The sequence below is a fragment of the Bradyrhizobium sp. SZCCT0231 genome (assembly GCF_018130245.1).
Taxonomy (GTDB): Bacteria; Pseudomonadota; Alphaproteobacteria; order Rhizobiales; family Xanthobacteraceae; genus Bradyrhizobium; species Bradyrhizobium japonicum_F.
In genome coordinates, this window is record NZ_JAFCKP010000002.1 from 1 (window position 1) to 25399 (window position 25399).

Annotated in this window: 27 protein-coding genes; 12 read left to right on the top strand and 15 right to left on the bottom strand. The window is 65.7% G+C overall.

Features of this window, described 5'->3' with window-relative positions; all coding sequences use genetic code 11:
* Nucleotides 1-565: 565 nt before the first annotated feature.
* The 8 genes from JQ566_RS07425 to JQ566_RS07460 all read right to left on the bottom strand — a co-directional run bounded on the left by JQ566_RS07425 (nt 566) and on the right by JQ566_RS07460 (nt 7882).
* Nucleotides 566-766 (bottom strand): hypothetical protein, encoded by a 201-nt coding sequence (locus JQ566_RS07425; protein WP_212371542.1) that lies wholly within the window; start codon nt 764-766, stop codon nt 566-568.
* Nucleotides 767-1060: 294 nt separating this feature from the next.
* Nucleotides 1061-3202 (bottom strand): flagellar biosynthesis protein FlhA, encoded by a 2142-nt coding sequence (flhA, locus tag JQ566_RS07430; protein WP_212371544.1) that lies wholly within the window; start codon nt 3200-3202, stop codon nt 1061-1063.
* Between the two features lie 344 nt (nt 3203-3546).
* Nucleotides 3547-3849, bottom strand: coding sequence for a copper-binding protein (locus tag JQ566_RS07435; protein ID WP_212371546.1), 303 nt, complete (start codon nt 3847-3849; stop codon nt 3547-3549).
* Nucleotides 3850-3863: 14 nt separating this feature from the next.
* Complete coding sequence (locus JQ566_RS07440; protein WP_212371548.1) at nt 3864-4316, bottom strand: cupredoxin domain-containing protein; 453 nt, start codon at nt 4314-4316, stop codon at nt 3864-3866.
* Between the two features lie 32 nt (nt 4317-4348).
* Entirely contained in the window at nt 4349-5683 is a 1335-nt protein-coding gene (locus JQ566_RS07445; RefSeq protein WP_212371551.1) for a multicopper oxidase family protein, read from the bottom strand.
* A 13-nt stretch (nt 5684-5696) separates the two neighbouring features.
* Complete coding sequence (locus JQ566_RS07450; RefSeq protein ID WP_212371553.1) at nt 5697-7124, bottom strand: TolC family protein; 1428 nt, start codon at nt 7122-7124, stop codon at nt 5697-5699.
* Between the two features lie 9 nt (nt 7125-7133).
* Nucleotides 7134-7415 (bottom strand): hypothetical protein, encoded by a 282-nt coding sequence (locus tag JQ566_RS07455; RefSeq protein WP_212371555.1) that lies wholly within the window; start codon nt 7413-7415, stop codon nt 7134-7136.
* A gap of 74 nt (nt 7416-7489) precedes the next feature.
* Nucleotides 7490-7882, bottom strand: coding sequence for a hypothetical protein (locus JQ566_RS07460; RefSeq protein WP_349643308.1), 393 nt, complete (start codon nt 7880-7882; stop codon nt 7490-7492).
* Between JQ566_RS07460 and JQ566_RS07465 the strand changes: the two genes are divergently transcribed.
* Both JQ566_RS07465 and JQ566_RS07470 read left to right on the top strand, forming a co-directional pair.
* Nucleotides 7869-8114, top strand: coding sequence for a hypothetical protein (locus JQ566_RS07465; RefSeq protein WP_212372149.1), 246 nt, complete (start codon nt 7869-7871; stop codon nt 8112-8114). The two genes, JQ566_RS07460 and JQ566_RS07465, sit on opposite strands and share 14 nt — an antisense overlap.
* Nucleotides 8068-9333, top strand: a complete 1266-nt coding sequence (locus JQ566_RS07470; RefSeq protein WP_212371559.1) for an MFS transporter — start codon at nt 8068-8070, stop codon at nt 9331-9333. Before JQ566_RS07465 ends, JQ566_RS07470 begins: the two co-directional genes overlap by 47 nt.
* Here the strand turns inward: JQ566_RS07470 and JQ566_RS07475 are convergent.
* A complete protein-coding gene (locus tag JQ566_RS07475) occupies nt 9330-9734 on the bottom strand; it encodes a DUF4864 domain-containing protein (protein ID WP_212371561.1) in 405 nt (134 codons plus the stop codon). The two genes, JQ566_RS07470 and JQ566_RS07475, sit on opposite strands and share 4 nt — an antisense overlap.
* Before the next feature lie 219 nt (nt 9735-9953).
* On the opposite strand from JQ566_RS07475, the gene JQ566_RS07480 reads away from it, so the two are divergent.
* Nucleotides 9954-10262 carry a barstar family protein gene (locus JQ566_RS07480; protein WP_212371563.1) on the top strand — a complete coding sequence of 103 codons (309 nt, stop codon included), beginning with the start codon at nt 9954-9956 and terminating at the stop codon, nt 10260-10262.
* Between the two features lie 122 nt (nt 10263-10384).
* On the opposite strand, the gene JQ566_RS07485 is transcribed toward JQ566_RS07480, so the two are convergent.
* Nucleotides 10385-11023: a TetR/AcrR family transcriptional regulator gene (locus JQ566_RS07485; RefSeq protein ID WP_212372116.1), complete on the bottom strand. Its 639-nt coding sequence runs from the start codon at nt 11021-11023 to the stop codon at nt 10385-10387.
* A gap of 253 nt (nt 11024-11276) precedes the next feature.
* Between JQ566_RS07485 and JQ566_RS07490 the strand changes: the two genes are divergently transcribed.
* The 3 genes from JQ566_RS07490 to JQ566_RS07500 are packed head-to-tail and all read left to right on the top strand — an operon-like array spanning nt 11277 to nt 15080.
* A complete protein-coding gene (locus tag JQ566_RS07490; protein ID WP_212371565.1) occupies nt 11277-11774 on the top strand; it encodes a (2Fe-2S)-binding protein in 498 nt (165 codons plus the stop codon).
* Complete coding sequence (locus JQ566_RS07495) at nt 11771-12826, top strand: FAD binding domain-containing protein (RefSeq protein ID WP_212371567.1); 1056 nt, start codon at nt 11771-11773, stop codon at nt 12824-12826. Before JQ566_RS07490 ends, JQ566_RS07495 begins: the two co-directional genes overlap by 4 nt.
* A complete protein-coding gene (locus tag JQ566_RS07500) occupies nt 12819-15080 on the top strand; it encodes a xanthine dehydrogenase family protein molybdopterin-binding subunit (protein ID WP_212371569.1) in 2262 nt (753 codons plus the stop codon). The genes JQ566_RS07495 and JQ566_RS07500 overlap by 8 nt, the downstream gene beginning before the upstream one ends.
* Before the next feature lie 42 nt (nt 15081-15122).
* Here JQ566_RS07500 and JQ566_RS07505 read toward each other — a convergent pair whose 3' ends face one another.
* Together JQ566_RS07505 and JQ566_RS07510 are read right to left on the bottom strand one after the other, a co-directional pair.
* On the bottom strand, nt 15123-15275 hold the full coding sequence (locus JQ566_RS07505) for a hypothetical protein (protein WP_212371571.1): 153 nt from the start codon (nt 15273-15275) through the stop codon (nt 15123-15125).
* 199 nt (nt 15276-15474) lie between these two features.
* A complete protein-coding gene (locus JQ566_RS07510; RefSeq protein ID WP_212371573.1) occupies nt 15475-16023 on the bottom strand; it encodes a cupin domain-containing protein in 549 nt (182 codons plus the stop codon).
* A 147-nt stretch (nt 16024-16170) separates the two neighbouring features.
* Between JQ566_RS07510 and aptA the strand changes: the two genes are divergently transcribed.
* A complete protein-coding gene (gene aptA / locus JQ566_RS07515) occupies nt 16171-17499 on the top strand; it encodes an omega-aminotransferase AptA (protein ID WP_212371575.1) in 1329 nt (442 codons plus the stop codon).
* 65 nt (nt 17500-17564) lie between these two features.
* Nucleotides 17565-18830 carry a D-amino acid dehydrogenase gene (locus tag JQ566_RS07520; RefSeq protein ID WP_212371578.1) on the top strand — a complete coding sequence of 422 codons (1266 nt, stop codon included), beginning with the start codon at nt 17565-17567 and terminating at the stop codon, nt 18828-18830.
* Nucleotides 18831-18985: 155 nt separating this feature from the next.
* Here JQ566_RS07520 and JQ566_RS07525 read toward each other — a convergent pair whose 3' ends face one another.
* Complete coding sequence (locus JQ566_RS07525; protein ID WP_212371579.1) at nt 18986-19624, bottom strand: helix-turn-helix domain-containing protein; 639 nt, start codon at nt 19622-19624, stop codon at nt 18986-18988.
* Nucleotides 19625-19803: 179 nt separating this feature from the next.
* Here JQ566_RS07525 and JQ566_RS07530 point away from each other — a divergent pair, with 179 nt between their 5' ends.
* From JQ566_RS07530 to JQ566_RS07545, 4 genes are read left to right on the top strand one after another with little or no spacing between them, the layout of a single operon-like run.
* On the top strand, nt 19804-20562 hold the full coding sequence (locus tag JQ566_RS07530) for an ABC transporter substrate-binding protein (RefSeq protein WP_212371581.1): 759 nt from the start codon (nt 19804-19806) through the stop codon (nt 20560-20562).
* Between the two features lie 28 nt (nt 20563-20590).
* On the top strand, nt 20591-21244 hold the full coding sequence (locus JQ566_RS07535) for an amino acid ABC transporter permease (RefSeq protein WP_212371583.1): 654 nt from the start codon (nt 20591-20593) through the stop codon (nt 21242-21244).
* Nucleotides 21241-21972, top strand: a complete 732-nt coding sequence (locus tag JQ566_RS07540; RefSeq protein WP_212371585.1) for an amino acid ABC transporter ATP-binding protein — start codon at nt 21241-21243, stop codon at nt 21970-21972. Before JQ566_RS07535 ends, JQ566_RS07540 begins: the two co-directional genes overlap by 4 nt.
* A gap of 12 nt (nt 21973-21984) precedes the next feature.
* Nucleotides 21985-23268, top strand: coding sequence for an NAD(P)/FAD-dependent oxidoreductase (locus tag JQ566_RS07545; protein ID WP_212371587.1), 1284 nt, complete (start codon nt 21985-21987; stop codon nt 23266-23268).
* A 51-nt stretch (nt 23269-23319) separates the two neighbouring features.
* Here JQ566_RS07545 and JQ566_RS07550 read toward each other — a convergent pair whose 3' ends face one another.
* Together JQ566_RS07550 and JQ566_RS07555 are read right to left on the bottom strand one after the other, a co-directional pair.
* Nucleotides 23320-23550, bottom strand: a complete 231-nt coding sequence (locus tag JQ566_RS07550) for a hypothetical protein (protein ID WP_212371590.1) — start codon at nt 23548-23550, stop codon at nt 23320-23322.
* Nucleotides 23551-23743: 193 nt separating this feature from the next.
* Entirely contained in the window at nt 23744-25333 is a 1590-nt protein-coding gene (locus JQ566_RS07555) for a gamma-glutamyltransferase family protein (RefSeq protein ID WP_212371592.1), read from the bottom strand.
* Nucleotides 25334-25399 lie beyond the last annotated feature (66 nt).

A 25399-nucleotide genomic window follows, 5' to 3' on the forward strand; every position in this document is an offset into this window, starting at 1 on the left:
CTGGAATTTGGCGCCGCCGCACGAAAGCCGTCGTCTGGCGCGCACTCGTCTCAAGCTGCTCAGCTCCACCCAGCTGCGCAACCACTCTCGTCCAGTCCTCGTTCAGAAGCGATTCGTCTGCCATGCCCCTTGGAATCACGTGTGATTCCAACACTCAAGAATAAACTTAACGCCTATGCGGCCTTCCCTGCGCCCTCTTTCAATCGGGGGTGAGGCGACGAAGAAAAGCTCGGGCGAAAGATGCCGCGAGGATGCGAAGGTGTATCTGCAATGAAGATGCGAATGAATGGAGCGACGCCGTCACCACGCACTCCGTCATTGCGAGCGCAGCGAAGCAATCCAGAATCTTTCCGCGGAGGGATCCTGGATTGCTTCGCTGCGCTCGCAATGACGAGTTGGAGACAGATACGTCTGCAATGACGGGGCACCCAGACATGAGAAAGCGCCCGTGGGGGGCGGGCGCTTTCTGTAGTCGACTTGGGGTTGGGGTCGTCTACATATCCACGTGGCGACTTTGGGGGGCTGGTAAAGAGCCGCGTGAATTCACAAAACTCGTCAGATCTCCTCAGCGAACGAGGGACGCGTTCGAACTGGTGACAACGACCGGCTTGCCGGCCTTGATGACGCGGGCAGTCTGGGTCAGGCCTTCATCCGAACCCGAGCGCGCCGTCATGCTGAAGCCCGCTACCGCGATCCCTGCGACGAGCGCCACGACCACAATCTTCAGATGGGTCGAGCGATCTGCGCTGTAGATCGAGTGGTTCATGGAAGCCTCCTGCCGCCATCTACCCGAAGTAGTCGCCCGCCCGTTCAGGCAGGTTCAAGCTTCCGGTGCCCAACAACCTAGTATTGGGGGGATTCGTTCCCAAGGGGCTATCACAAGAGCGTGATATGACGTGAAAGGTCGCGATCAATAGCGACCCTGGATCGTGCTTTTTTATAATTATTTCAAAGCAGTAATGTGCCTGTCACCCGCTTTCTGGGTCCTTGGTCGACAAGGCGCCAGGAACCCAAAAACCATTTGCCTGTGACCGAAAAACACACGGCTTCTTAAGGCAAATCAGATGCTTCCGACCGTTTTCAACCTCGCCCTAGGGTGGATTTCAGCCTGCGACAGCACGGTGGTCTGGGCCCGGAACCGCTCCACCAAGGACCGCACGAACGGACGAATTGCCGCAGAGGTGACCAGCACCGGCGCCTCGCCTTCGCGGGCGGCGCGCTCGAACGCCTCGCGCACGGCGGTCATGAACTCCGACAGTTTCGAGGGCTGCATCGCGAGGCTGCGCTCCTCGCCCTGGCCGATGATGGACTCGGCGAAGGCCTGCTCCCACTTCGCCGACAGCGCGATCAGCGGCAGGTAGCCGGCGTAGGAGGTGTTTTGGGCGCAGATCTGCCGCGCCAGACGCGCGCGGACGTGCTCGACCATGGTGGCGGGGTTGCGCGAGAAGGCGAGCGAATCCGCGATGCCTTCGAGGATGGTGGAGAGGTCGCGGATCGAGATGCGCTCGGCCAGCAGCAGCTGCAGCACGCGCTGGATGCCGGAGACCGTGACCTGGCCCGGGACGATGTCCTTGACCAGCTCGCTCTGCTCCTTCGGCAGCTCCTTGAGCAGCTTCTGCACCTCGCCATAGGACAAGAGGTCCGACATGTTGGCCTTGAGCAGCTCGGTGAGATGGGTCGAGAGCACGGTCGCGGCGTCGACGACGGTGTAGCCCTTGAGCGAGGCCTCTTCCTTGAGGCTGGCGTCGACCCAGGTCGCGGGCAGGCCGAAGGTCGGCTCGGTGGTGTGGATGCCGGGCACCTGCACCTGGGCGCCGCCGGGGTCCATGACCATGAACTGGTTCGGCCAGATCTTGCCGGTGCCGGCGTCGACCTCCTTGATCTTGATGATGTAGGTGTTGGCCTCGAGCTGGACGTTGTCGAGGATGCGCACCGCCGGCATCACGAAGCCCATCTCGATCGCGAGCGAGCGGCGCAGCGCCTTGATCTGCTCGGTGAGGCGGTCAGTGCCGTCGGGGCCGTTGACCAGCGGCAGCAGCGCATAGCCGAGCTCGATCTTGAGGTCGTCGATCTTGAGCGCGGCCGAGATCGGCTCTTCGGTCGCGGCAGCGCCCGGTGCACCCGGCATGCCCGGCGCCGGCGCGGCCTTGGCGGCTTCCTCGGCCCTGACGGCGGTCCTTTTGTGGTTGCGGGCGTTCCAGGCCAGCGCACCGGCGCCGGCGCCGAGCGCGAGGAACGGAATGGTCGGAATGCCCGGCAGCGCCGCCAGCACCAGCATCACCGCCGAGGACATCGCGAGCGCCTGCGGATAGCCGGAGAACTGCTTCATCAGCGCCTTGTCGGCGGCGCCGGAGACGCCGGCCTTGGAGACGAGCAGGCCGGCCGCGGTCGAGACGATCAGTGCCGGTACCTGGGTGACGAGGCCGTCACCGACCGTCAGCAGCGTATAGCTGCGCCCTGCGTCGGCGAAGGACATGCCCTGCTGCGCGACGCCGATGATCATGCCGCCGACGACGTTGATGAAGACGATCAAGAGGCCGGCGATGGCATCGCCCCGGACGAACTTGGAGGCACCGTCCATGGCGCCGAAGAAGCCGCTCTCGTCCTCCAGCTCCTTGCGCCGCTCCTTGGCGACCTTCTCGTCGATCAGGCCGGCGGAGAGGTCGGCGTCGATCGCCATCTGCTTGCCGGGCATGGCGTCGAGGTGGAAGCGCGCGGCGACTTCGGCGATGCGGCCCGAACCCTTGGTGATGACGACGAAGTTGACGATGATCAGGATGGCGAAGACGATGATGCCGATGACGAAATTGCCGCCCATCACGAAGCTGCCGAAGGCCTCGATGACGTGACCGGCGGCGGCCGTGCCCTCGTGCCCGTGCGACAGGATCAGGCGGGTCGAGGCCATGTTGAGCGACAGGCGCAGCATGGTCGAGATCAAGAGGATGGTCGGGAAGGCCGAGAATTCGAGCGGCGCCTGGATGAACAGCGACGTCATCAGGATCAGGATCGACAGCGTGATCGAGATCGCCAGGAACAGGTCCAGCACGATGGCGGGCAAGGGGAGGATCAGCACCACCAGGATGGTGAGGATGCCGAGCGCCAGCGCGATGTCGCCGCGCTTGAGGATGTTGACGATCTCGTTGAGGGAGGGGATGCCGGGCTTCGCGCTGCCTACGCCCTGTCCCGCCGTGACGTCGACCATGGTAGCTGCCTCCCCGCGCGACTGCCGTCCGCGCGCCCCAAACGTCTGCGCGGCGGCCGAAGGGCCGCCGTTCCGAAAGTGAGGCACCGCACTGGCGTCCACGGGGTTCCTCCCGTTCTACGCGGCCGACGACACTCGACTTCACCCGGCAATTTTTGCCCGGTGTATGGTTAGCAAAGGGTTAACGAAGGGGGTGGGAAGGGGTGCGGGACGGGTGTTTTGCCCGTCATTCCGGGGCGCGCGCAGCGCGAACCCGGAATCCATCGTGCGGCAGGTGACGTGGAGACATGGATTCCGGGCTCGCGCCAAGGGGCGCCCCGGAATGACGGCTGAAGAGCGGCCGCCTACTTCGCCTTCTGCATCTTGGTCACCGTGTACCCCGACGCCGCCTCCTCGGCCTCGAAGGTCACCTTGTCGCCGACCTTCACCTGCTTGAGCATCGCCGCGTCCTTGACACGATAGACCATGGTCATGGGGTCCTCCATGCCGAGGCTCTTCGCCGGACCGTGCTTGAGCGTGATCTTGCCGGCGCCTTCGTCGATCTTCTTCACCTCGCCGCTGATCGCGGCGCCCTCGGCTGCGAGAGTCCCGGTTGCAAGGCCGACAGTCAGCGCCAGCGCAGCGGTGATACGGATGATGCGGTTCATGGCAGTCTCCTTCGTTACTTCACGGTGACGTGGCCGATCATGCCGTTGTCGCGGTGGTCGGGAATGAGGCACGAATATTCGAACGTGCCGGCCTTGCTGAACTTCCAGAGGATCTCGGCCGTCTTGCTTGGGGCGAGGCGCACACCGTTGGGATCGTCATGCTCCATGTGCGGATGCTTCTTCATCTCGACCGCATGCGCGAGATTCTCCTTGGTGGTGGCGAGCAGGAATTCGTGGTCCTCCTTGCCGACATTGCGCAGCACGAAGCGGATCTGCTCGCCACGCTTGACCTCGATCCGGGCGGGTGAGTAGTCCATCTCGTTCAGCAGGATCTCGATCGTGCGCGCGGGCTTCTTGGGGTCGCCGGGCTCGCCGGCCGAAAAGCTCGCGTGGGCGTGCTTGTCGTGGGCGAGGGTCGGCGCGGTCGAAAGTGCGGCCAGCGCGAGGCCGAGTTTGATAGCTTTCATCGTCATCTCCAGTTGGTGGTTCATCGAAACGCTCACATCTTGTGCTTCATCGGCGGACTGCCGGATTTGTGCCGGGCCGGCTCCGAGGCGGGTGCGGCCACCTCGTAGGCGACGGTGCCTTGCGGGAATTTGTACGGACCGGGATCGCGGTAATCGTCGCGCGCGAGGTCCTCACGGATCTTCATCACCGTGAACATGCCGCCCATCTCGATCGGCCCGAACTGGCCGGTGCCGGTCATCATCGGCAGCGTGTTGTCGGGCGCGGGCATCTCCATGTTGCCCATCGCCATGCCGGTCGAGCCCATGGCCATGCCGTCAGGCGCGAGCTTGCCGACGGCCCTGGCGAGATCCTTGCGCGACACGCCGATGAGGTTGCGCACGTCGTGCCCCATCGCGTTCATGGTGTGGTGCGACTTGTGGCAATGGAACGCCCAGTCGCCGGGATTGTCGGCGAGCACGTCGAACACCCTGATGGCGCCGACCGGGACGTCGGTGGTCGTCTCCGGGATCTGCGCGCTCTCCTGAATCCAGCCGCCATCGGTGCAGGTCACCGCAAAGCTGTGGCCATGCAAATGGATCGGATGGTTGGTCATGCTGAGATTGCCGATGCGCACGCGCACCTTGTCGCCGAGCCTGACCGGCAGCGGATCGATCCCGGGAAAGACCCGCGCATTCCAGGTCCACATGTTGAAGTCCGTCATCTCGTTGACATGCGGCAGATAGGTGCCGGGGTCGACGCGATAGGTGCTCATCACGAACACGAAGTCGCGGTCGACGGCGCGGAAATTCGGATCGCGCGGGTGCACGATGAACATGCCCATCATGCCCATCGCCATCTGCACCATCTCGTCGGAATGCGGGTGGTACATGAAGGTTCCGCTCTTCTTCATCTCGAATTCGTAGACGAAGGTCTTGCCCGGCTCGATGTGCGGCTGGTTCAGTCCGCCGACGCCGTCCATGCCGCTCGGAATGATCATGCCGTGCCAGTGCACGGTGGTGTATTCGGGCAGCTTGTTGGTGACGAAGATGCGGACCTTGTCGCCCTCGACGGCCTCGATGGTCGGGCCCGGCGATTGCCCGTTATAGCCCCAGAGATTCACCTTCATCCCCTCGGCGAATTCGCGCACCACCGGCTCGGCGACGAGATGGAATTCCTTCCAGTCGCCGTTCATGCGGAACGGCAGCGACCAGCCGTTCAGCGTGACCACGGGGCGATAGTCCGGGCCGCTGCTCGGATGCAGCGGCGGCTGCATCACCACCTTGTCCATGGTGGGTGCTTCCGGAATCGAAGCGGCCTGAACGCGGCCGCTGATGGCCGACGCGCCGGCAAGCGCGGCGCTGCCCAAAAATCCTCGGCGGGAAAACATCTTGGCCTCCATCTCAGTGGCCGCCGCCATCGGCAGGTGCTGCCGCGGCGATGGTGGTTGGATTGTCGCTGCCGGCCGCCGGCGCGCCGCCGCCATTGACGGCGGTCTGCAAGTCGGCCTGGGCGAGGAAGAATCTCTGCCTGGCGTCGATCGCGCCGCGCAGCGCCGCGAGGCGCTGCCGCGCTTCGGTGAGCAGCGCGAAGATATCGACCTGCATGCTGGAGAAGCGCAGCTGCATCTCCTCGGTGATGATCTTGCGCAAGGGGATGATCTCGCGCTGGTAGTGGCCGGCGATGTCGTAGCTGGAGCGATAGACGCGATAAGCATCGCGCGCCTCGGAGCGCACGTTCACGGCGCGCTCGGTCAGGCGGTTGAAGGCGAGATTGTAGGTCTCGGCCGCCTGGCGCACGCGCACCTCGCCGCCGTCGAAGATCGGGATCTGGAACTGCACGTCGAAGCCGCGTTCGCGGAACGGCGGCCCTTCCGGATCCTGGGTGCGGCGGGAAATGCCGGCGAGATCGAGCAGCGTCACGAAACGCGTCGCCTCGGTGAGGTTCAGGGCCTTCGCCAGCGCCGCCAGCTCCAGCCGCGCGATTTGCAGATCGATGCGATGCGCCACGGCATCGGCCTCGATCGAGGGCAAGGCTTGCGGCCTGCGCGGCAGCGGCGGCAGTTGATTGGGGAGGCGGAAGTCGAGACCGTCGTCCCACAGCCCCATCAGGCGCGCCAGCCTTTCGCGCGCGCTCGTCGCCGTCTGCCGCGCGGTGGCGAGGTCGGCAGTGGTCTCGGCGTAAAACACCTGCTCGCGGGCCTGGTCGAGCTTGTTGAGCGAGCCGGTCTCGCCGAGCTTGACCGCGAGCTGTGCGGTCGATTCCGCCGTCGCCTTCGCGTCGGTCAGCAGCACCACCATCTCGTTGCCGGCAACACTGCGCCAATAAGCGCGGCGAACGTCGGCGGCGAGCCGCAGCGTCGCCAGGGCGGCGCGCAACTGCGCGCCGCGGAAGCGGTCGCGGGCGATGTCGGAGCGGAACGGCAGGGTGGCGAGCGCGAGGATATCGCCGACCACCTGGCGCTCGATCTCGCTGGCGCCATTGCCCGATATCCGCGAGACCGCGAACACCGGATTGGGCGGCAGGCTCTGCTCGACGAGATCGGTCTCGGCCAGCGCCAGCTCGTTATAGGCGGCTTGCAGTCCCTTGTTGTTGAGCAGCGCGATCTGCACGGCGGCGTCTGCGCTGAGCGTGCGCGAGAGCAGCTGGCGGACGCGCGCGTCGACCGCGCTGGCGCCCTCGGCCGTTCGCACGAAGGCGACGTCCTTGTTGATGGCCTGGCTCGTCAGATCCGAGACACCAGTCATGCCGCTGTCGGGCGAGAACGCGGCGCAGCCGGAAACGCTGAGCGCAGTGATGACGAGGAGGCCTCGCGCAAGATGGCGTGTCATGGCGCGCTCCTACCGGTCTTGCTTCGGCTGCGGCGTCACCGCGTCGTTGCGGCCGCGCCACGGCGCCGGCGTCGCGGGCCGCAGGCTGGTATAGGGCGCAATGGTCGAGCGATAGCCGATGCGCGCCACCTTCGCCGCCGGATCGGCGGGGTCGGCACTGGCGACCTGTGTCGTTGCCGGCATGCAGCCGGACAGCGCCAGCGCGGCAAAGGCGAGCAGCGGCCAATTGAATCGAAAATGTCGTCGACCCACCGCAGATGCGGCGGACTTCGCCCCGGAAAGCGTAAACATGACCAGTCCTTGATCTGAAGACCACAGGTTCGCGCGCGCAGAAGCGCGCTCGAAACCGACGCCGTCGTATCAGATCAGGCGATGGGGGGGCGGTAGTGCTGGGGCGGCGCGGCGCTGTGCAGGCTGGGCACGATCTCGGGCGCGCAGGTCGACGTCGGCTGGACCGGCGTGGCGACGCTGGGCAGATCGGCCGGCAGCGCGCTGACGCACATCATTGCACAGCACGGGCCCACTGTTCCCTTGCCGCCGTGATGATGCGGAGCGGGTGCGTCCTTCGCGGCGGTCTGGGAATCAGTTCCCGCATGCTCGTGCGGGGCATCGCCATGGCTCGCAGCCATGTGGTGATGCGCCGGAACGAGATCAGCCAAGGCGTCGTCGCCAAGGCAGGGCGCAGCACTGCCCCAGGCAAGGCTTGCGGCTGGCGCGAGCACGCAGAACAGATAGGCGAGGGCGATGATTCGCCCCACCCTGATCCGCACCGATCGCGTCAATCGCAACAACATACCGCCGATAGGCTCCTCGCGCGGCAATGTCGCACGCACTTATTGCAAACTAATGGCAAAAGACGCGTTCGCCAAGAGCTTATTACCGCAGTGCACCGCGCATGCCCAATATCGCGGCACGCTGGTTGACCATGTGGCGGTCCGCGAACATGGTCCGGCCCGTGCACGCGCCAAATCATCCAGGACAAACACCTGACACCTTCACCCCTGATTCCCGTCAGGCCTGGGTGCGACTCGTCATTGCCCTTGTGATCGGCTCGATCGGCGCCGTCGGCATGTGGGCGGTCGTGGTCGTGATTCCCGTGGTGCAGGCCGAATTCGCTGCCACGCGCGGCGCGGTGTCGCTGGCCTTCACCCTCATGATGTTCGGCTTCGGGCTTGGCGGCGTGATCGCCGGCAAGATCACCGACCGGTTCGGCATCGTGCCGGCGATGGCGATCAGCATCGCCTTCCTCGGCGTTGCCAATGTGCTCGCGGGCCTGTCGGGCCAGCTGTGGCAGTTCGTGGCGGCTTATTTCCTCATCGGGCTCGGCACCTCCGCGACCTTCGCGCCGCTGATGGCCGAAGCCTCGCACTGGTTCGAGCGCTATCGCGGATTGGCCGTGACCATCGTTGCCAGCGGCAATTATGTCGCCGGGACGATGTGGCCGCCGATCGTGAGCTGGGGCACGCAGGAGATCGGCTGGCGCTACACCCATATCGGCATCGGCATCGTCTGCGCGAGCACGATGGCGGTGCTGGTGCTGATCCTGCGCGCGCAGATGGGCAACGACCATATCCGCGATCATGCCAACGCACCGCCGCCGCGGGTCGATCTCAAGCTGTCGACGAATACGCTCACGGTGCTGCTCTCGATCGCCAGCATCTCCTGCTGCGTGGCGATGGCGATGCCGCAGGTTCACATCGTCGCCTATTGCGGCGATCTCGGTTATGGCGTCGCGCGCGGCGCCGAGATGCTGTCCCTGATGATGGGTTGCGGCATCGTCAGCCGGATCGGCTCCGGCTATCTGGCCGACAAGATCGGCGGCATCCGCACGCTGCTGGTCGGGTCGCTGGCGCAGGGATTTGCGCTGGTGTTCTATCTGTTCTTCGACAGCCTCGCCTCGCTCTATCTGATCTCCGCGATGTTCGGCCTGTTCCAGGGCGGCATCGTGCCGAGCTACGCCATCATCGTGCGCGAGGCGATGCCGGCGCGCGAAGCGGCGACCCGCGTCGGCATCGTGATCTTTGCGTCCGTGTTCGGCATGTCCTTCGGCGGCTGGGTGTCCGGCGTCATCTTCGATGCCACCGGCTCGTATGCCGCGGCATTCGCCAACGGCGTGGCGTGGAACGCGCTGAACATCGGCATCGTCGTGTTGCTCTTGATCCGCGCGCGGATGGGCTCGGTCAAAACCGGCCCGGGTTTTGCGACTTAAACGGATTGTCCCGCCTTCAGCAGCGAGCAGCCGGTGATCTTGTAGCTGCCGTCGCCCTGCTGCTCGAGCGTGTAGAGCGCCTCCCAGGCCTCGCCATTGGCATCGACGATATGGACGCGCTGGGCGATCCAGCCGCCATCGGTCTTGCTCTCGCCAAATTCAAAACTCTTGTGACGATAGACCGGCGCGTAGCCGTTCTGCACCATGGACATGAAGATGTCGGGTGCGGGAAAGATTTCCTTGATCGAAGGTGCCGCATAGGAATAGGCCGCCGCCGCATCGTCGCGAACGAACGCCTGCTCCTGGGCGCGGATGACGCTCTGGGCCGTCGCGACATCGCCGGCAAACGCTGCGTGATGACAGACAACAATGAGAGCGACCAGCAAGGCTGCGATGCGCATGACAGGCTCCGCGTTGAGATCCCGGCGGAGGCGATCCTAGCACATCTGCGCCGCCAGGGCGTGCACTCATAAATCACGCGCTCGGCTTGGGTGCTCCAGATGCCCGCTCATCCCGCAACGGCGGCACAAACAGCAGACATCGTTGCAGGTCGCCGATGGGCTACTTGGTGACATCAAGCTCAGTCTGATATTAAGGAGGTCGCCCGCACGAGAGCGACCATGCAGACGATACAACTCGATGCCAGCAGTTGGACAACTGCTAACGATTTTCGATCAGCCCTCAAGACAGCAATAGGAGCGCCGGAATGGCATGGTGATGGAGTAGGTGCCTTTTTGGATTCAATTTTCGGCGGTGGCATGAACGTCCTCAAGCCTCCTTACATCATCAAGGTCGTGAATACGGCGCACCTCGCACCAGAGCTTAAGGAGTTGATCTGCGATCTTTCGGCGGCGATGGAGGGGACGCGAATGCGTCGGCTTGCCCGTACAGGTGAGGACGTTTCGGCTAGTCTTGAGATCGCGAACTAGGGCACTCATGGCCAACGTCGGCCGTTTGGTCCGCTTCGGGTCACAAGCATTAATGCTCTGGCCGATCAGCAGATTTCCGCTCGGCCCTCAGGAGCCGACATTTCTTTTGCGAGTACACGTCGCTACCGCTTTCGCTTCGTGGCCGGCTTCGTGGTCTTGGACGCGCGCGCCTTGACCTTGCTGGGCGGCTGCACCCTCAAGCCGTCCACGAACACATCGAGCATCCGCAGCACCGAGGATTGCCAGCCGGGCTGGTCGTGCATGTAGCACATGCCGACAAGCGCCCGTAGCAGGTCCTCCGGGCTGATATCGGCGCGCATCTGGCCGGCCGCGACCGCGCGGTCGAGCAGCGAGCCGATCGCCTTGGTCAGGCGGTCCATCGAGAACGCCGCGAGCTCCGACGAACTCTGGAACGTCAGCGCCAGCGCGGCCGACATGCCTTTCTTGGTGGCGACGAATTCGACGTTCGAGCGTAGCCAGCGCCTGAGCGCATCGACCGGGTCCTTCGCATTCTTCAATTGTTCGGCAAGTTCGCTGAGCTGCTCGACCTCGCGGCGGTACACCGCCTCGAACAGATCCTCGCGCGTTGGAAAATGCCGATAGAGCGTGCCGATGCCGACGCCGGCGCGTTTGGCCACCGCCTCCAGGCTCGCCTCGGGTCCGCCGGCGTTGAACACGGCCTTCGCCGCTTCGAGCACGCGCTCGCGATTGCGCACGGCATCGGCGCGGGGCTTGCGGGTCTGGTCGGTGTGGTCGTCCATATCAGGCAATGTAGATCACGAATTGGTTAGATTGAACCCTTGCTTGAACCCTTGTGGGCTGCATCGCGTTGGTGACGCACGGGCTTTTGACGAATTCCAAATATTTCCTGGCGGCCCTTGTTAAGCGGAGGGTGCCTCCGTATCTTTGCCCCACGCGTCGGCCACATCCTGTTCGGGCGGCGCGGTATCGACGGCGGCCACGGCGGTGGCGCACCGCGCGATCACTCATGTCCATATCTGATCGGAGCCTTGTATGAACCACTCCATCAGCCTCACCGTGAACGGTGCGCGGCGCGACTTCGTCCTCGACGATCCGCGCGTCACGCTGCTCGATCTCCTGCGTGAGCGCCTCCATCTGACCGGAACCAAGAAGGGATGCGACCGCGGCCAGTGCGGTGCCTGCACCATTCTCGTCGACGGCAAGCGCATCAACTCCTGCCTCGCGCTCGCCATCAGCCATGACGGCGCCGACATCCTCACCATCGAAGGCGTCGCGCGCGGCGACCAGCTTCATCCCGTTCAGGCCGCCTTCATTGCCCATGACGGCTTCCAGTGCGGCTTCTGCACGCCCGGCCAGATCATGAGCGCGATCGGCATGATGCGCGAAGGCCAGGCCGGCAACGATCCCGAACGCGTCCGCGAATGCATGAGCGGCAATCTCTGCCGCTGCGGCGCTTATGCCGGCATCGTCGATGCCGTGCTGGAAGCGCAGGCCGGCATGGATGAAACCAATCAGAGGCGCTCCGCATGAAACAGTTCGATTATGTCAGGCCCGGCACGATCGCTGAAGCCGTTGCTGCCGCGGCCCGGCCGGGCGCCGTCTATCTCGCAGCCGGCACCAACCTGCTCGACCTGATGAAGGGCGGCGTCAGCCGCCCGGATCGGTTGGTCGACGTCACGCATCTCGATGGGCTCGATGGCATAGAGACTCTCGCGGACGGGTCTTTGCGCATCGGCGCGCTCGTCGGCAACGCCGATCTGGCGCACGATGCCGAATTCGCGAGATCCTATCCTGCGGTCACCGAAGCGCTGCTCTCCGGCGCGTCGGCTCAATTGCGCAATGCCGCGACCGTCGGCGGCAATCTCCTGCAACGGACACGCTGTGCGTATTTCTACGACACCGCCAGCCGCTGCAACAAGCGCGAGGCCGGCAGCGGCTGCGACGCCCGCGACGGCGAGAACCGCAGCCATGCCGTGCTCGGCTGGAGCGAGAGCTGCATCGCCACGCATCCGTCCGACTTCTGCGTGCCCTTGGTCGCGCTCGACGCGGTCGTGGAGATCGAGGGCAGGAGCGGCCGGCGCGAGATCGCGCTCGACGAGCTGCACCGCCTGCCGGGCGATGCGCCCGAGCGCGAATCGGCGCTCGAGCCCGGCGATCTCATCGTCGCGGTGCGCCTGCCGCCCGCCGCGCGCGGCTTTGCCGCGCATGCGCGCTACCTCAAGGTTCGCGAGCGCACCTCCTACGCCTTCGCCGTGGTCTCGGCCGCCGCTGCGCTGCGGATCGAGAACGGCAGGATCGCGGAGGCGCGGCTTGCACTCGGTGGCGTCGCCGCAAAGCCCTGGCGCGCTCGCGCAGCAGAGGACGTGCTGAGGAATGTTGTGCCCACGGCAGACGCGTTCCAGGAGGCGGCCTGGCGTGCGCTCGAGGGCGCAAAGCCGTCCGGCGACAACGCCTTCAAGATCGAGCTCGCGCGCCGCATCGTCGTGCGCGCGCTGCTGCTCGCCGCCGCCGGTACGCCTGCGCGTATGCCCGCGCTGCCGGCCTCTCCCTTTGCCTCGACCTCCGGAGCCATCCATGCCTGAGCTCAACTTGACCAGCGCTCCCGCCCATCTGCGGCACGGCTCGAATATCGGCCAGCCGCTGACCCGCCGCGACGGCATCCTCAAGGTCAAGGGGCAGGCGACCTACGCCGCCGACAATCATCCGCCCGGCATGCTCTTTGCCGTGATGGCTGTCTCGAGCATTGCGCACGGCCGCGTGGTCTCGCTCGATGTCGCAGCAGCCAAGCGCCATCCCGGCGTGGTCGACGTCATGACGCCCGACCACAAGCCGCAGCTCGCGATCGACCCTGACATCAAGACCAATCCGTTCGTGTTCCGGATGGAAGTGTTGCAGAGCAATGAGGTCCGCTACGCCAACCAGCCGATCGCCGTTGTGATCGCTGAGACGCTGGAGGGCGCGACCGAAGGCGCGGCGCTGCTGGCGCCGCGCTATGAGGTGCTGCCGGCGCTGGTCGGCCTCGATGCCGGCGAGAGCTACGTGCCGCCGGTCGTCGGTGTCGGCAACCCCGCGGAGCATCACCACGGCGATGTCGAGGCGGGCCTTGCCTCGGCCGAAAGGCAGATCGAGGCGGTCTACGAGACACCGCCGCAATATCACAACGCGATGGAGCCGCATGCGATCGTCGCATCGTGGGACGGCGACAATCTGTCCGTCGACATGCCGACCCAGGGCTTGATGCTGTCTTTGGCGCGCATCGCCGAACTGTTCGGCGTCACGCACGACAAGATCCATATCCGCAGCCCGTTCCTCGGCGGCGGCTTCGGCTCCAAGGGGCTGATGGCCGGCCCGCCGACCCTCGGCATCATGGCTGCCAAGCTGGTCGGCAGGCCAGTCAAGCTCGTGCTGCGCCGCGAGCAGATGTATGGCCCGGTCGGTCATCGCGCGCCGACCCGCCAGCGGCTGCGCCTCGGCACCGATGGCGAGGGACGTCTGACTGCGCTCGATCATCACGCCAGGACGGTGTCGAGCATCTTCGACGATTTCTACGAGCCCGCCGCCGATGCTTCGCACACGCTCTATGCGGCGCCTGCGATCCGGACCTCGCACGATGCCGTGCGCGTCAACACCGGCACGCCGCTGTTCATGCGCGCGCCGGGCGAGGCAACGGGCTCGATCGCGCTCGAGAGCGCGATCGACGAGATGGCCTCAGCCTGCGGCATGGATCCGCTCGCGTTCCGCCTCAAGAACTACGCCGAGGTCGAGCCGATGACGGGAAGACCCTTTTCTTCAAAGGCGCTGCGGGCCTGTTACGAGCAGGGCGCCGCGCGCTTCGGCTGGGCGAAGCGTCCGGTTCAGCCGCGGCAGATGCGCGACGATGCCGGCCTTCTGGTCGGCTGGGGCATGGGCACCGCGACCTTCCCGGCGCTGATGTTCCAGGCCGAAGCGCGCGCGGCGATTCGCCGCGACGGCTCGGGTGTGATGGAGATCGGCGCGCACGACATGGGGCAGGGCGCCTGGACGGCGCTGGCCCAGATCGCGGCCGATGCCGTCGGTCTCGATATCGACCGCGTCGAATTCAAGGCCGGCACGTCCGATCTGCCTGACGCCGGCATCGCCGGCGGCTCGGCGCACACGGCAACTGCAGGTGCGGCGATCCACAGCGCCGGCGCGGCCGTGATCGCTGAGCTCGCCGATCTCGCCACCAATGACGAACGCTCGCCACTGTTCGGTGCCGGCAATGCCGGTGTGATCGCGCGGGAGGGCAGGCTGATCCGCCGCGACGACGAGAGCCGCAGCGAGAGCTATGCCGAGATCCTGGCGCGCGCCGGCGTTGCCGAGATCGAGGCCCGCGGCACCGGCGCGCCGAATCCTGCGGCGATGGAGCAATATGCGATGCATGCCCACGGCGCGGTGTTCGCGGAGGCGAAGGTCGATCCCGAGCTCGGCCAGGTCCGCGTCACCCGCATGGTCGGCGCCTTCGCCGCCGGGCGCATCGTCAATCCGCGCTTGGTGCAGAGCCAGCTGTTCGGCGGCATGATCTGGGGCCTGTCCTTCGCGCTGCACGAGGAGGCCGTCACCGACCGCCGCAGCGGCCGGATCATGAATGCCAATCTCGGCGAGTACCATATCCCCGTGAATGCCGACGTGCCGCCGCTCGACGTCATCACGGTCGAGGAGCACGATCCGCATGTGAATGCGCTCGGCATCAAGGGCGTCGGCGAGATCGGCATCACCGGCAGCGCCGGCGCGGTTGCCAACGCCGTCTGGCACGCGACCGGCGTGCGTGTCCGCCGCTTCCCGATCCGGATCGAGGAGTTGCTGACGCAGCGTTGAGGCAGCAGGCGGGGCGAGATCTTCTCGCTCCGCCGCGCCTCGTCAATGCAGCTTCTTGCGGAGCGCCCTGAGCGCCTCGCGCTGGATCTCGATGTAGTCGGCGATGGCCTTGCGCAGCTCGCGCGAGTGGAGCTTCTCGGCATCGCGCTGGACTTCGTCGAGCGCGGCTTCTGCATTGGCGAGCGTGATCTTCATCTGCGAGCCCTTTAACGAAGCGGCCCCGGAGTGCCCAAGGAAATCTCACGGGTCCGGGGCCATAACCTCAGCACCTTTGCGCGAGGCTGCTCGGCTACGGTTCGCAATATATAGCGGTTTGGCCCGCGGAAATTGAGGTGGCTCAAGCTCCGTAAGATATCGGTGGCTCCGTAATATCCCGGATGCGCCGACCGCGCCTTCAGAACGTCGGCGGCGTGCAGGCCGAGATCACCTCGCACGGCTTGCCGCCGACGCAGCGGAAGCGGTGCGGGCGGCGGCTCTCGAAGTAATAGGCATCGCCCGGGTTGAGGATGCGGCGCTCGTCCTCGACGGTGACTTCGAGCTTCCCTGATATCACGATGCCGCCTTCCTCGCCGTCATGGACGAGAGGCACGCGTCCGGTGTCGCTGCCGGGCTCGTAGCGCTCCTTCAAAATCTGCAGGCTGCGGCCGAACAGATTATCGCCGACCTGGCGATACGAGATCGGCTTCTTGCCGACCTCGGTCAGCTCCTCGGCGCGGTAGAAGATCTTGCGCCTCGACTCCGGCTCCAGCGCGAAGAACTCGGCGAGGCCCATCGGGATGCCGTCGAGGATGCGCTTGAGCGCGCCGACCGAGGGGTTCATCTGGTTGGATTCGATCAGCGAGATCGTCGAATTGGTGACGCCGGCACGCTTGGCCAGCTCGCGCTGGGACAGCTTGTGGCGCGCCCGGATGAATCGAAGCCGTCCACCGATGTCGACGCTCATAGCCCAAGCCCTGTTGCAGGTGTTGCGGATCGCGCAAATATGGACCGGCAGCCCCAGTTAAATCAATGGTTTGCAGGTCGCCAGAAAAGGACTTGTTGCGGTTTCGAAGCCGTGGCTCAGCTATGGAGTCAGCAAAGGAGCGCGGCCGTGACCCTTCATCAGATTCCGAACACCATCAAGACCGATTCGTACTGGATGCCGTTCACGGCCAACCGGCAGTTCAAGAAGGCGCCGCGCCTGTTCTCCTCGGCCGAGGGCATGTACTACACCAGCGTCGACGGTCGCCAGGTGATCGACGGCTCCGCCGGCCTCTGGTGCGTCAATGCCGGCCACGGCCGCAAGCAGATCGCCACCGCCGTCGAGCGGCAGCTGATGACGCTGGACTTCGCGCCGTCGTTCCAGATGGGCCATCCGCTGGCGTTCGACTTCGCCGAGCGTCTCGCCGAGATCGCCCCGAAGGGCCTCGACCGCGTCTTCTTCACCAATTCCGGCTCCGAATCGGTCGATACCGCGCTGAAGATCGCGCTCGCCTATCACCGCGCCAACGGCCAGGCGAGCCGCACGCGGCTGATCGGCCGCGAGCGCGGCTATCACGGCGTCGGCTTCGGCGGCACCTCGGTCGGCGGCATGGTCGCCAACCGCCGCGCTTTCACGACCCTTCTGCCGGGCGTCGACCACATCCGCCACACCCATGATCTCACCCGCAATGCCTTCGCCAAGGACCTGCCCGAGCATGGCGCCGAGCTCGCCGACGATCTCGAGCGTCTGGTCGCCCTGCACGGCGCCGACACCATTGCCGCCGTCATCGTCGAGCCGGTGCCGGGTTCGACCGCGGTGCTGCCGCCGCCGAAGGGCTATCTGCAGCGCCTGCGCGAGATCTGCGACAAGCACGGCATCCTCTTGATCTTCGACGAGGTCATCACCGGCTTCGGCCGCCTCGGCACGCCGTTCGCCGCCAATTTCTTCGGCGTCACGCCGGACCTGATGACGACGGCCAAGGGCATCACCAACGGCACCGTGCCCTGCGGCGCCGTGTTCGCGAGCCGCAAGGTGCACGACGGCATGATGACCGGCCCGGAGAACCAGATCGAGCTGTTCCACGGCTACACCTATTCGGCACATCCGGTCGCCTGCGCCGCGGGCATCGCGACGCTCGACATCTACAAGGACGAAGGCCTGCTCACGCGCGGTGCTTCGCTCGCCGAATACTGGCGCGATGCGCTGCATTCGCTGAAGGGTCTGCCGAACGTGGTCGACATCCGCAATTGCGGCCTGATGGGCGCGGTCGAGCTCGCACCGCGTAACGGCGCGGTCGGCGCACGCGGCTACGACATGCTGGTCGAATGCTTCAACAACGGCCTCTATCTGCGCACCGGTGGCGACTCCGTTGCGATGTCGCCCCCGCTCATCGTCGAGAAGAGCCACATCGACCAGATGATCTCCATCCTCGGCGACGCCATCAAGAAGGTGGCCTGATAATTGCTCTCGCCGTTGCGAGTTGTGTCCTTGCAGCGGCGAGCGCCGCGGGAGTTTGACGAAGCGTGAAAGTTCTGATCCTCGGCAGCGGTGTCATCGGTGTCACCTCTGCCTACTACCTCGCGCGTGCCGGTCATGAGGTGACGGTCGTCGACCGTCAGCCGGAGCCGGCACTGGAGACCTCTTTCGCCAATGCCGGCGAGGTGTCGCCCGGCTATTCCTCGCCCTGGGCCGGTCCCGGCGTGCCGGTGAAGGCGGTCAAGTGGCTGTTGATGAAGCACGGCCCGCTGGTGATCCGGCCGAAGCTCGATCCCGTGATGTGGGTCTGGCTGCTCAAGATGCTGCGCAACTGCACCAGCGAACGCTACGCGGTCAACAAGAGCCGGATGATTCCGATCGCGGAATACAGCCGCGATGCCTTGCGCGATCTGCGCCGCGACATCGGCATCCAGTATGACGAGCGGTCGCAAGGCACGCTGCAGCTTTTCCGGCACCAGGCCCAGCTCGACGGCACGGCCGAGGACATCGCCGTGCTCAAGCAATACGGCGTTCCCTTCGAGGTGCTGAGCCGCGAGGGCTGCATCGCGGTCGAGCCGGCGCTATCAGGCGTGAAGGAGAAGTTCGTCGGCGGGCTTCGCCTGCCGCAGGACGAGACCGGCGACTGCCATATGTTCACGCAGTCGCTGGCCAAGCATGCCCAGGCGCTCGGCGTGCGCTTCATGTTCAACACCGGCATCGACCGCATCGTCACCGAGGGCGCGCGCGTCAGCGGTGTCGCGACCGGCGCCGGCCTGTTGCAGGCCGACGCTTACGTGCTCGCGCTCGGCAGCTGGTCGCCGCGGCTGGCGGCGCCGCTCGGCATCTCGCTGCCGGTCTATCCGGTGAAGGGCTATTCGATCACGGTGCCGATCAAGGACGCCTCCGGCGCGCCGGAATCGACCGTGATGGACGAGAGCTACAAGGTCGCGATCACCCGGCTCGGCAATCGCATTCGCGTCGGCGGAACCGCGGAAATCTCGGGCTATTCGGACAAGCTCTACGATGCCCGCCGCGCCACGCTCGATCATTCCCTGACCGACCTGTTCCCGCGCGGCGGCGATCTCGCCAAGGCGACGTTCTGGAGCGGCCTGCGCCCGATGACGCCGGACGGCCCGCCGGTGATCGGCCCGACCCAATACGCCAACCTCCACCTCAACACCGGCCACGGCACGCTGGGCTGGACCATGTCCTGCGGCTCTGGGCGCGTGCTCGCCGACATGCTGTCGGGCAAGAAGCCGGACATCGACGTCAGCGCGCTGACGGTGGATAGGTACAATCACCGGTTCGGGTGATTTCTTCGCCTCTCCCTGCGTGCGGGGAGAGGCCGGAATTTGCGCAGCAAATTCCGGGTGAGGGGGAGCCTCCGCGAGTTCCGCTGTCACCGTTTTTGCGGAAGCGGCCCCTCACCCCAGCTCTCTCCCCGTAAGCACGGGGAGAGGGAGGGCATTCACCCCGCCCCCGTCACGCAATTCACCCACAGCACCACGGCTTTCGCATCCTGCGCCGGATTCGAAAACCGGTGCGGCCTTCGGCTCGCGAAGCGAAAACTGTCGCCCGTCTTCAGCGACCACGTCTGGTTGTCCACCGTCAGCATCATCTCGCCTTCGAGCACGAGCCCGGCCTCCTCGCCATCATGGGTGTAGAGCTCATCGCCGGTGGAGCCGCCGGGCTCCAGATGCACCAGGAACAGGTTGAGCTTGTTGTCGCTACTCGCCGGGCTCAGCAATTGTTTTGAGACGCCGGTGCGCCAGAGCTTCAGCTCCGGCCGCTGCAGGCCGCGCGTCACCACCTGATCAGAGGAGCCGTCGCTGCTCGGGCTTGCGCCGAACAGCGCGGCGATGCCGACGCCGAGCACATCGGCGAGCGTTGCCAGCACGCGCAGCGAGGGCGACGACAGCCCGCGCTCGATCTGGCTGAGAAAGCCGATCGACAGCTCCGTGCGCGCCGCAACCGTCTCCAGCGAGAACTGCCTGATCCGCCTGAGATCCCTGATGCGGCGGCCCACCGCGACGTCCATCGCCGGCTCGGCCGGCTTGGCTTTGGCTTTCATCTTCCTGGCCGGCTTTGCGGCGGCCGGTTTGCGCATTCTTTTGCCACCGCTCACGTCAAACCGCTTCCTTCATGTGCATGAAAACCGCTTGCATCGTCGGCGAAAGTGTGACCAAATTTTCATATTGGTGAAAATAGGCCGAAACGGCCCGGCCCGCAACGTCTGATCACGACATGCGCGACCGCCGCCACCGGCCAGGCCCAAAGGGGGATGCGATGAAGCGTTTTGTTCAGGCCGCAGTTGCGGCGCTCGCCATTGCCGCAGCAGCGCCGGCTTCGGCGCAACAGGTGCTGAAGGTCGGCTCGACCCCGACGGGCATTCCCTTCACCTTCCTCGACACCAAGACCAACACCATCCAGGGCATCATGGTCGATCTCATCACCGAGGTCGGCAAGGATGCCGGCTTCAATGTGCAGATCGAGCCGATGCAGTTCTCGGCGCTGATCCCGTCGCTGACCTCGAGCAAGATCGACATCATTGCTGCTGCGATGTTCATCACGCCGCCGCGCAAGGAGGTCGTCGACTTCTCCGACCCGATCTACACCTACGGCGAGGGCCTCGTGGTGCCGAAGACCGACACCAAGGCTTACGCCACGCAGGACGATCTGAAGGGGGCGACGGTCGGCGCCCAGGTCGGCACCGCCTTCGTCGACGCGCTGAAGAAGACCGGTCTGTTCGCCGAGGTGAAGGCCTACGACACCATCCCCGACATCCTGCGCGACGTGAACACCGGCCGCCTCAAGGCCGGTTACGCCGACTATCCGATCCTCGCCTACAATCTGAAGCAGGGCGGTTTCCCCGAGGTGCGCCTGGTCGACGGCTACAAGCCGGTCACCGTCGGCTCGGTCGGCATCGGCGTGCGCAAGGGCGAGACCGCGCTGCTCGGCAAGATCAATGCCTCGCTGGCGAAGCTGAAGGCCAACGGCACCATCGACAAGATCCTGGATAAATGGGGCCTGAAGGCCCAGGGTTGATCGATAGAAGCTGATCGAAGGCTGCCCGATGAAAGGCTTCTGGCGCGACGCCGTCGAGTTCTTCCCGATCCTGATGAACGGCGTCGCGCTGACGATCGTCGTCACGGTCGGCTCGCTGCTGCTCTCGACGGTGCTGGGCCTCGTCTGGGCGATGATGCGGGTCTCCGGCATCAAGGCGCTGTCGATGCTCAGCGCCAGCCTGATCAACGTGATACGCGGCATCCCGATCATCGTGCTGTTGTTCTACCTCTACTTCGTGATGCCCGATCTCGGCGTCACGCTCAGCGCGTTGCAGGCCGCGATCCTCGGGCTCGGCATCGCCTATTCGGCCTATCAGGCCGAAAACTTCCGCGCCGGTATCGAGGCCATCGACAAGGGCCAGATCGAGGCGGCGCAGTCGATCGGCATGGGCTGGTGGCTCACCATGCGCCGCGTGGTGCTGCCGCAGGCGGTGCGCATCGTGCTGCCGCCCTACGGCAACGTCATGATCATGATGCTGAAGGATTCCTCGCAGGCCTCGACCATCACGGTCGCCGAGCTCGCGCTGCAGGGCAAGCTGATCGCCTCCTCGACCTTCAAGAACACCAGCGTGTTCACGCTTGTCGCGCTGATGTATCTCACCATGAGCATCCCGCTGATCCTGCTGGTCCGTCACTTCGAGAAGCGGGCCGGCAAGCGATGATCGAGCTGAACGACGTCCACAAGAGCTTTGGCAAGGTCGAGGTGCTCAAGGGCATCAATGCGTCGGTGCAAAAGGGCGAGGTGGTCTGCATCATCGGACCTTCCGGCTCCGGCAAGTCGACCATCCTGCGCTGCATCAACGGGCTGGAGAGCTATGACCGTGGCGAGATCAGCGTTGAAGGCCTGAAGGTCGATCGCGACGCGCCGTCGATCGTGAACATCCGCACCCAGGTCTCGATGGTGTTCCAGCGCTTCAACCTGTTCCCGCATCGCACGGCGCTGGAGAACGTGGTCGAAGGGCCGCTCTATGTGAAGAAGGAATCGCGAGCCGCCGCGCTGGAGCGCGGTCGGACGCTGCTCGCGCAGGTCGGGCTTGCGGAAAAGGCCGACGCCCATCCGCCGCAGCTCTCCGGCGGCCAGCAGCAGCGCGTCGCGATCGCGCGGGCGCTCGCCATGCAGCCCAAGGCGATCCTGTTCGACGAGCCGACCTCGGCGCTCGACCCTGAATTGGTCGGCGACGTGCTCGGCGTCATGCGCAAGCTCGCCGACGACGGCATGACCATGGTCGTCGTCACCCATGAGATGGGCTTTGCCCGCGACGTCGCCGACCGCGTGCTGTTCATCGACGGCGGCGTCATCGTCGAGCAGGGGCTGGCCAAGGCGCTGCTCAACCAGCCGCAGCATCCGCGCACGCAGGACTTCTTGCGCCGCGTGCTGCATCCGCTCTGACCGGACTTCGCCATGACGCGCCTGCCTCTGCCGCCCTCGGTCTATGCCGATACTGCCGTTGCGCCGGTTGCCACGCCGCCGCTCGACGTCGACAAGAACGTCTCCGTCGCGATCGTCGGCGGCGGCTACACCGGCCTCTCCACGGCGCTGCATCTGGCCGAGCAGGGCGTCGAGGCGCTGGTGCTGGAGGCGCAGGAACCCGGCTGGGGCGCGTCCGGCAACAATGGCGGCCACACCAATCCCGGCCTGAAGAATGATCCTGATCAGATCGAGGCGGATTTCGGCGCAGATCTCGGCCGCCGCATGATCGCGTTCTCGTACGGCACGACCAACTTCACGCACGATTTGATCCGCCGTTACCAGATTCCCTGCGAGGCGCGGCAGAACGGCACGTTGCGCGCGGCTTACAATGAGGCCAGCGCCGCCGCGATCGAGAAGACCGCGCAGCAATGCATCCGCCGCGGCATGCCGGTGACGTACCTCAACCGCGCGCAGCTCCGCGAGATGACGGGCACCGACCGCTATATCGGTGCCATGCTGGACACGCGCGGCGGCGATCTGCATCCCCTGAGCTACGCCCGCGGCCTTGCGCGCGCTGCGATCTCCGCGGGGGCGAAGGTCCATGGCGAGACACCGGCATTGTCGCTACGTCGCGAGGGAACGCGCTGGCGCATCGAGACGCCGCGCGCGGTGGTTCATGCGGACAAGGTCCTGCTCGCCACCAACGGTTTCACCGACGATCTCTGGCCCGCGCTCCGCCGCACCATCGTGCCGGTGTTTTCCTCGATCGCCGCGACCGCGCCGCTCTCCGACGCGGTCGCGCAGTCGATCATGCCGACCCGCCCCGTCCTCTACGAGAGCGGCCACATCACGGTCTATTACCGCATCGATCAGCAGAACCGTCTCTTGATGGGCGGTCGCGGCCCGATGCGCTGGATCAAGTCGCCGCATGATGTAGCCTATCTCATGCGTTATGCGGAGCGGCTCTGGCCGCAGCTCAAGGGCGTCGCCTGGACTCATGGCTGGAACAGCCGGCTCGCCATCACCGGGGACCACTATCCGCATGTGCATGAGCCCGCGGAGAACATCCTGATCTCGCTCGGCTGCAACGGCCGCGGCGTCGCGCTCTCGACCGCGATGGGCGCGCAGCTCGCCCGCCGGCTGATCGGCGGCGCCAAGGCCGAGATCGACATGCCGATCACAGGCATCAAGCCGATCCCGCTGCACGCGTTCTGGCCGGTCGGGGTGACGACCGCGGTGATTGCGGGCCGCGTGCGGGACCGGCTCGGCATATGAAAAAGGCGCCGCCTTGTGCGGGCGGCGCCTTCTCAGGAATTGCAGATGGCGTCAGCAGCGGCCCTGCTTCCACAGCCCGGGCGGGCAGCCGTGACCGCGCCAGCCGACCTTGCGCCCATGATACCATCCGGGCGGCGTGCCATGGTGATGATGGCCCATCGCGTGGCCATAGCCATGACCATGACCATGTCCGCCGCCGTGGCCGCCCTTGGCCAACGCGGGGCTGGTGAGTGTGAGGCCAGCCGCAACGATCAGCGACGCGGCGAGCGCAAGTTTCTTCATTGTGTCCTCCAGTGGGGCGAGCGCACTTGTCCGTTCAATGAACGAACGATGTGCAGCTAAATTCCCTGCAAATGTGGAGGAGTCGTGACGCTCGCGCAGATGCGCAAGCGCGCATCGGCTCAACGCGTGCTGGCACATCCTCGCTTGCGACGTGCCCGCGGTTCACCGCTGGCACGCTCTCTCGTCAGCGGACTCAGAGCTCCGCCACCGCATCGGCCCAGGGCTGGAAGATCTCGACCGCGCCGGAATTGACCTCGCCCTCGCGCATCACCACGCTCGGGCAGGCGAACTTCTGCGGCAGCGCCTGCACGCGGCTCTCTTCATAGTCGAAGCGCGCGGCCAGGGCTTTGCGCACCTCCGCCGGCAGGCGGGCGTCGCCGATCACCACCGCGCCCTCGCTCGCATCGATCCGCGGCTGGTGGATGGCGGCATCCAAGTCCATGCCGAAATCCATCGCAAAGGAGACGAGCTGCATCACCGAGGGCAGGATGCGGCGTCCGCCGGAGGCGCCCACGGCGAGGCGCTTGCCATCCTTCGTCTCGGCGATGACAGGCGTGTAGTTGCAAAGGCAGCGCTTGCCGGGCGCAAGCGAGTTGGTGGTGCCCGGCGTCGGGTCGAACCACATGATGCCGTTGTTCATGGTGATACCGGTGTGCGGTGTCACATATCTCGAGCCGAAGGACGAGAGCAGCGTCTGCGTCACCGCCGCGATGTTGCCGTGACGGTCGACGACGGAGAAATGCGTGGTGCAGGCGGGCGCGAGATATTCGGCGCCGAGCGAGCGCTTGCCGTCGGCATCGCCCATGTCCTTGAGCCGCTCGCGGAAGGCTGCTTGCAAGGCGAGCGCATATTCGACATAGGCGGCGGCATCCGGCGCGCCTACGGGCGTCAGGCCCTGCTGCAACAGGCGCAGCGCATGCGCCATCGTCGGCCCCGCGGTGAGCTCCGGGGTCGCGAACACCTTGCCCTCGCGATAGGGGATCGCCAGCGGCGCGCGCAAATGGGCGCGGAACGCGGCGAGATCCTCCACCGACAGCGAGCCGCCGTCGGCGTTGATGTCGGAAGCAATGCTCCTGGCGAGATCGCCCTGGTAGAAATCGCGCGGGCCGGCCTCGGCGAGATGTGACAGCGTCGCCTTCAGGGCGTCCTGCGGCAGCCGCGTCTCGGACTTGATGCCCCATGGTGCGGTCGGCGGCAGGCCGTCCTTCAGGTAGGCGCCCGCACTCGCGGGATAACGCCTGAGATCGGCAGCCGAGCTCGAGATCGTCACCGTGGTCCACCAATCGACCAGCAGGCCTTCTCCGGCGAGCGCGGCGGACGGGGCGACCAGATCCTTCCACGGCATTTTGGCGTGGCGGCGATACGCCTCTTCCATTCCGGCAACGACGCCGGGTACGGCAATCGAGCCCGGGCCATGGATGTTGCGGTCATCCTTCACCCGCGGCCAGGGAAACAGGTCGGAAGCCGCGCCTTCGCCACTGAGCGGATAGTCGGCCGCGCGCAGGCTCTGCGGCGCGCACATGCCGTAGTCGATCACCTCGGTGCGATTTTCCTTGGCGCGGTAGAGCACCATCGCACCGCCGCCGCCGATGCCACTATTCCAGGGCTCCAGGACGTTCAGGGCAAAAGTGGTCGCGACGATCGCGTCCACGCAGTCGCCGCCCGCGGCAAGCACCTGCGCCCCGACTTCAGCCGCCCGCCGCGATTGCGAGGCGACAATGCCGCCCTTGGATTTGACGGCGGGTTTGCGGACGGTTTGGTTGAGGCTGAACTGGTGAGGCATGATGTGGTCTTGATGTTTGCGTCTGTTGTCTTGGCTTCGCTGCGTTGAATTCGAGGCTCCGCAATT

What these genes read in the sequence shown, in the direction of transcription:
- JQ566_RS07425 (WP_212371542.1), bottom strand. Translation starts at nt 766, where the DNA reads ATGAACCACTCGATCTACAGCGCAGATCGCTCGACCCATCTGAAGATT.
- flhA (WP_212371544.1), bottom strand. Translation starts at nt 3,202, where the DNA reads ATGGTCGACGTCACGGCGGGACAGGGCGTAGGCAGCGCGAAGCCCGGC.
- JQ566_RS07435 (WP_212371546.1), bottom strand. Translation starts at nt 3,849, where the DNA reads ATGAACCGCATCATCCGTATCACCGCTGCGCTGGCGCTGACTGTCGGC.
- JQ566_RS07440 (WP_212371548.1), bottom strand. Translation starts at nt 4,316, where the DNA reads ATGAAAGCTATCAAACTCGGCCTCGCGCTGGCCGCACTTTCGACCGCG.
- JQ566_RS07445 (WP_212371551.1), bottom strand. Translation starts at nt 5,683, where the DNA reads ATGTTTTCCCGCCGAGGATTTTTGGGCAGCGCCGCGCTTGCCGGCGCG.
- JQ566_RS07450 (WP_212371553.1), bottom strand. Translation starts at nt 7,124, where the DNA reads ATGACACGCCATCTTGCGCGAGGCCTCCTCGTCATCACTGCGCTCAGC.
- JQ566_RS07455 (WP_212371555.1), bottom strand. Translation starts at nt 7,415, where the DNA reads ATGTTTACGCTTTCCGGGGCGAAGTCCGCCGCATCTGCGGTGGGTCGA.
- JQ566_RS07465 (WP_212372149.1), top strand. Translation starts at nt 7,869, where the DNA reads ATGATTCGCCCCACCCTGATCCGCACCGATCGCGTCAATCGCAACAAC.
- JQ566_RS07470 (WP_212371559.1), top strand. Translation starts at nt 8,068, where the DNA reads ATGGTCCGGCCCGTGCACGCGCCAAATCATCCAGGACAAACACCTGAC.
- JQ566_RS07475 (WP_212371561.1), bottom strand. Translation starts at nt 9,734, where the DNA reads ATGCGCATCGCAGCCTTGCTGGTCGCTCTCATTGTTGTCTGTCATCAC.
- JQ566_RS07480 (WP_212371563.1), top strand. Translation starts at nt 9,954, where the DNA reads ATGCAGACGATACAACTCGATGCCAGCAGTTGGACAACTGCTAACGAT.
- JQ566_RS07485 (WP_212372116.1), bottom strand. Translation starts at nt 11,023, where the DNA reads ATGGACGACCACACCGACCAGACCCGCAAGCCCCGCGCCGATGCCGTG.
- JQ566_RS07490 (WP_212371565.1), top strand. Translation starts at nt 11,277, where the DNA reads ATGAACCACTCCATCAGCCTCACCGTGAACGGTGCGCGGCGCGACTTC.
- JQ566_RS07495 (WP_212371567.1), top strand. Translation starts at nt 11,771, where the DNA reads ATGAAACAGTTCGATTATGTCAGGCCCGGCACGATCGCTGAAGCCGTT.
- JQ566_RS07500 (WP_212371569.1), top strand. Translation starts at nt 12,819, where the DNA reads ATGCCTGAGCTCAACTTGACCAGCGCTCCCGCCCATCTGCGGCACGGC.
- JQ566_RS07505 (WP_212371571.1), bottom strand. Translation starts at nt 15,275, where the DNA reads ATGAAGATCACGCTCGCCAATGCAGAAGCCGCGCTCGACGAAGTCCAG.
- JQ566_RS07510 (WP_212371573.1), bottom strand. Translation starts at nt 16,023, where the DNA reads ATGAGCGTCGACATCGGTGGACGGCTTCGATTCATCCGGGCGCGCCAC.
- JQ566_RS07525 (WP_212371579.1), bottom strand. Translation starts at nt 19,624, where the DNA reads ATGCGCAAACCGGCCGCCGCAAAGCCGGCCAGGAAGATGAAAGCCAAA.
- JQ566_RS07530 (WP_212371581.1), top strand. Translation starts at nt 19,804, where the DNA reads ATGAAGCGTTTTGTTCAGGCCGCAGTTGCGGCGCTCGCCATTGCCGCA.
- JQ566_RS07535 (WP_212371583.1), top strand. Translation starts at nt 20,591, where the DNA reads ATGAAAGGCTTCTGGCGCGACGCCGTCGAGTTCTTCCCGATCCTGATG.
- JQ566_RS07540 (WP_212371585.1), top strand. Translation starts at nt 21,241, where the DNA reads ATGATCGAGCTGAACGACGTCCACAAGAGCTTTGGCAAGGTCGAGGTG.
- JQ566_RS07545 (WP_212371587.1), top strand. Translation starts at nt 21,985, where the DNA reads ATGACGCGCCTGCCTCTGCCGCCCTCGGTCTATGCCGATACTGCCGTT.
- JQ566_RS07550 (WP_212371590.1), bottom strand. Translation starts at nt 23,550, where the DNA reads ATGAAGAAACTTGCGCTCGCCGCGTCGCTGATCGTTGCGGCTGGCCTC.
- JQ566_RS07555 (WP_212371592.1), bottom strand. Translation starts at nt 25,333, where the DNA reads ATGCCTCACCAGTTCAGCCTCAACCAAACCGTCCGCAAACCCGCCGTC.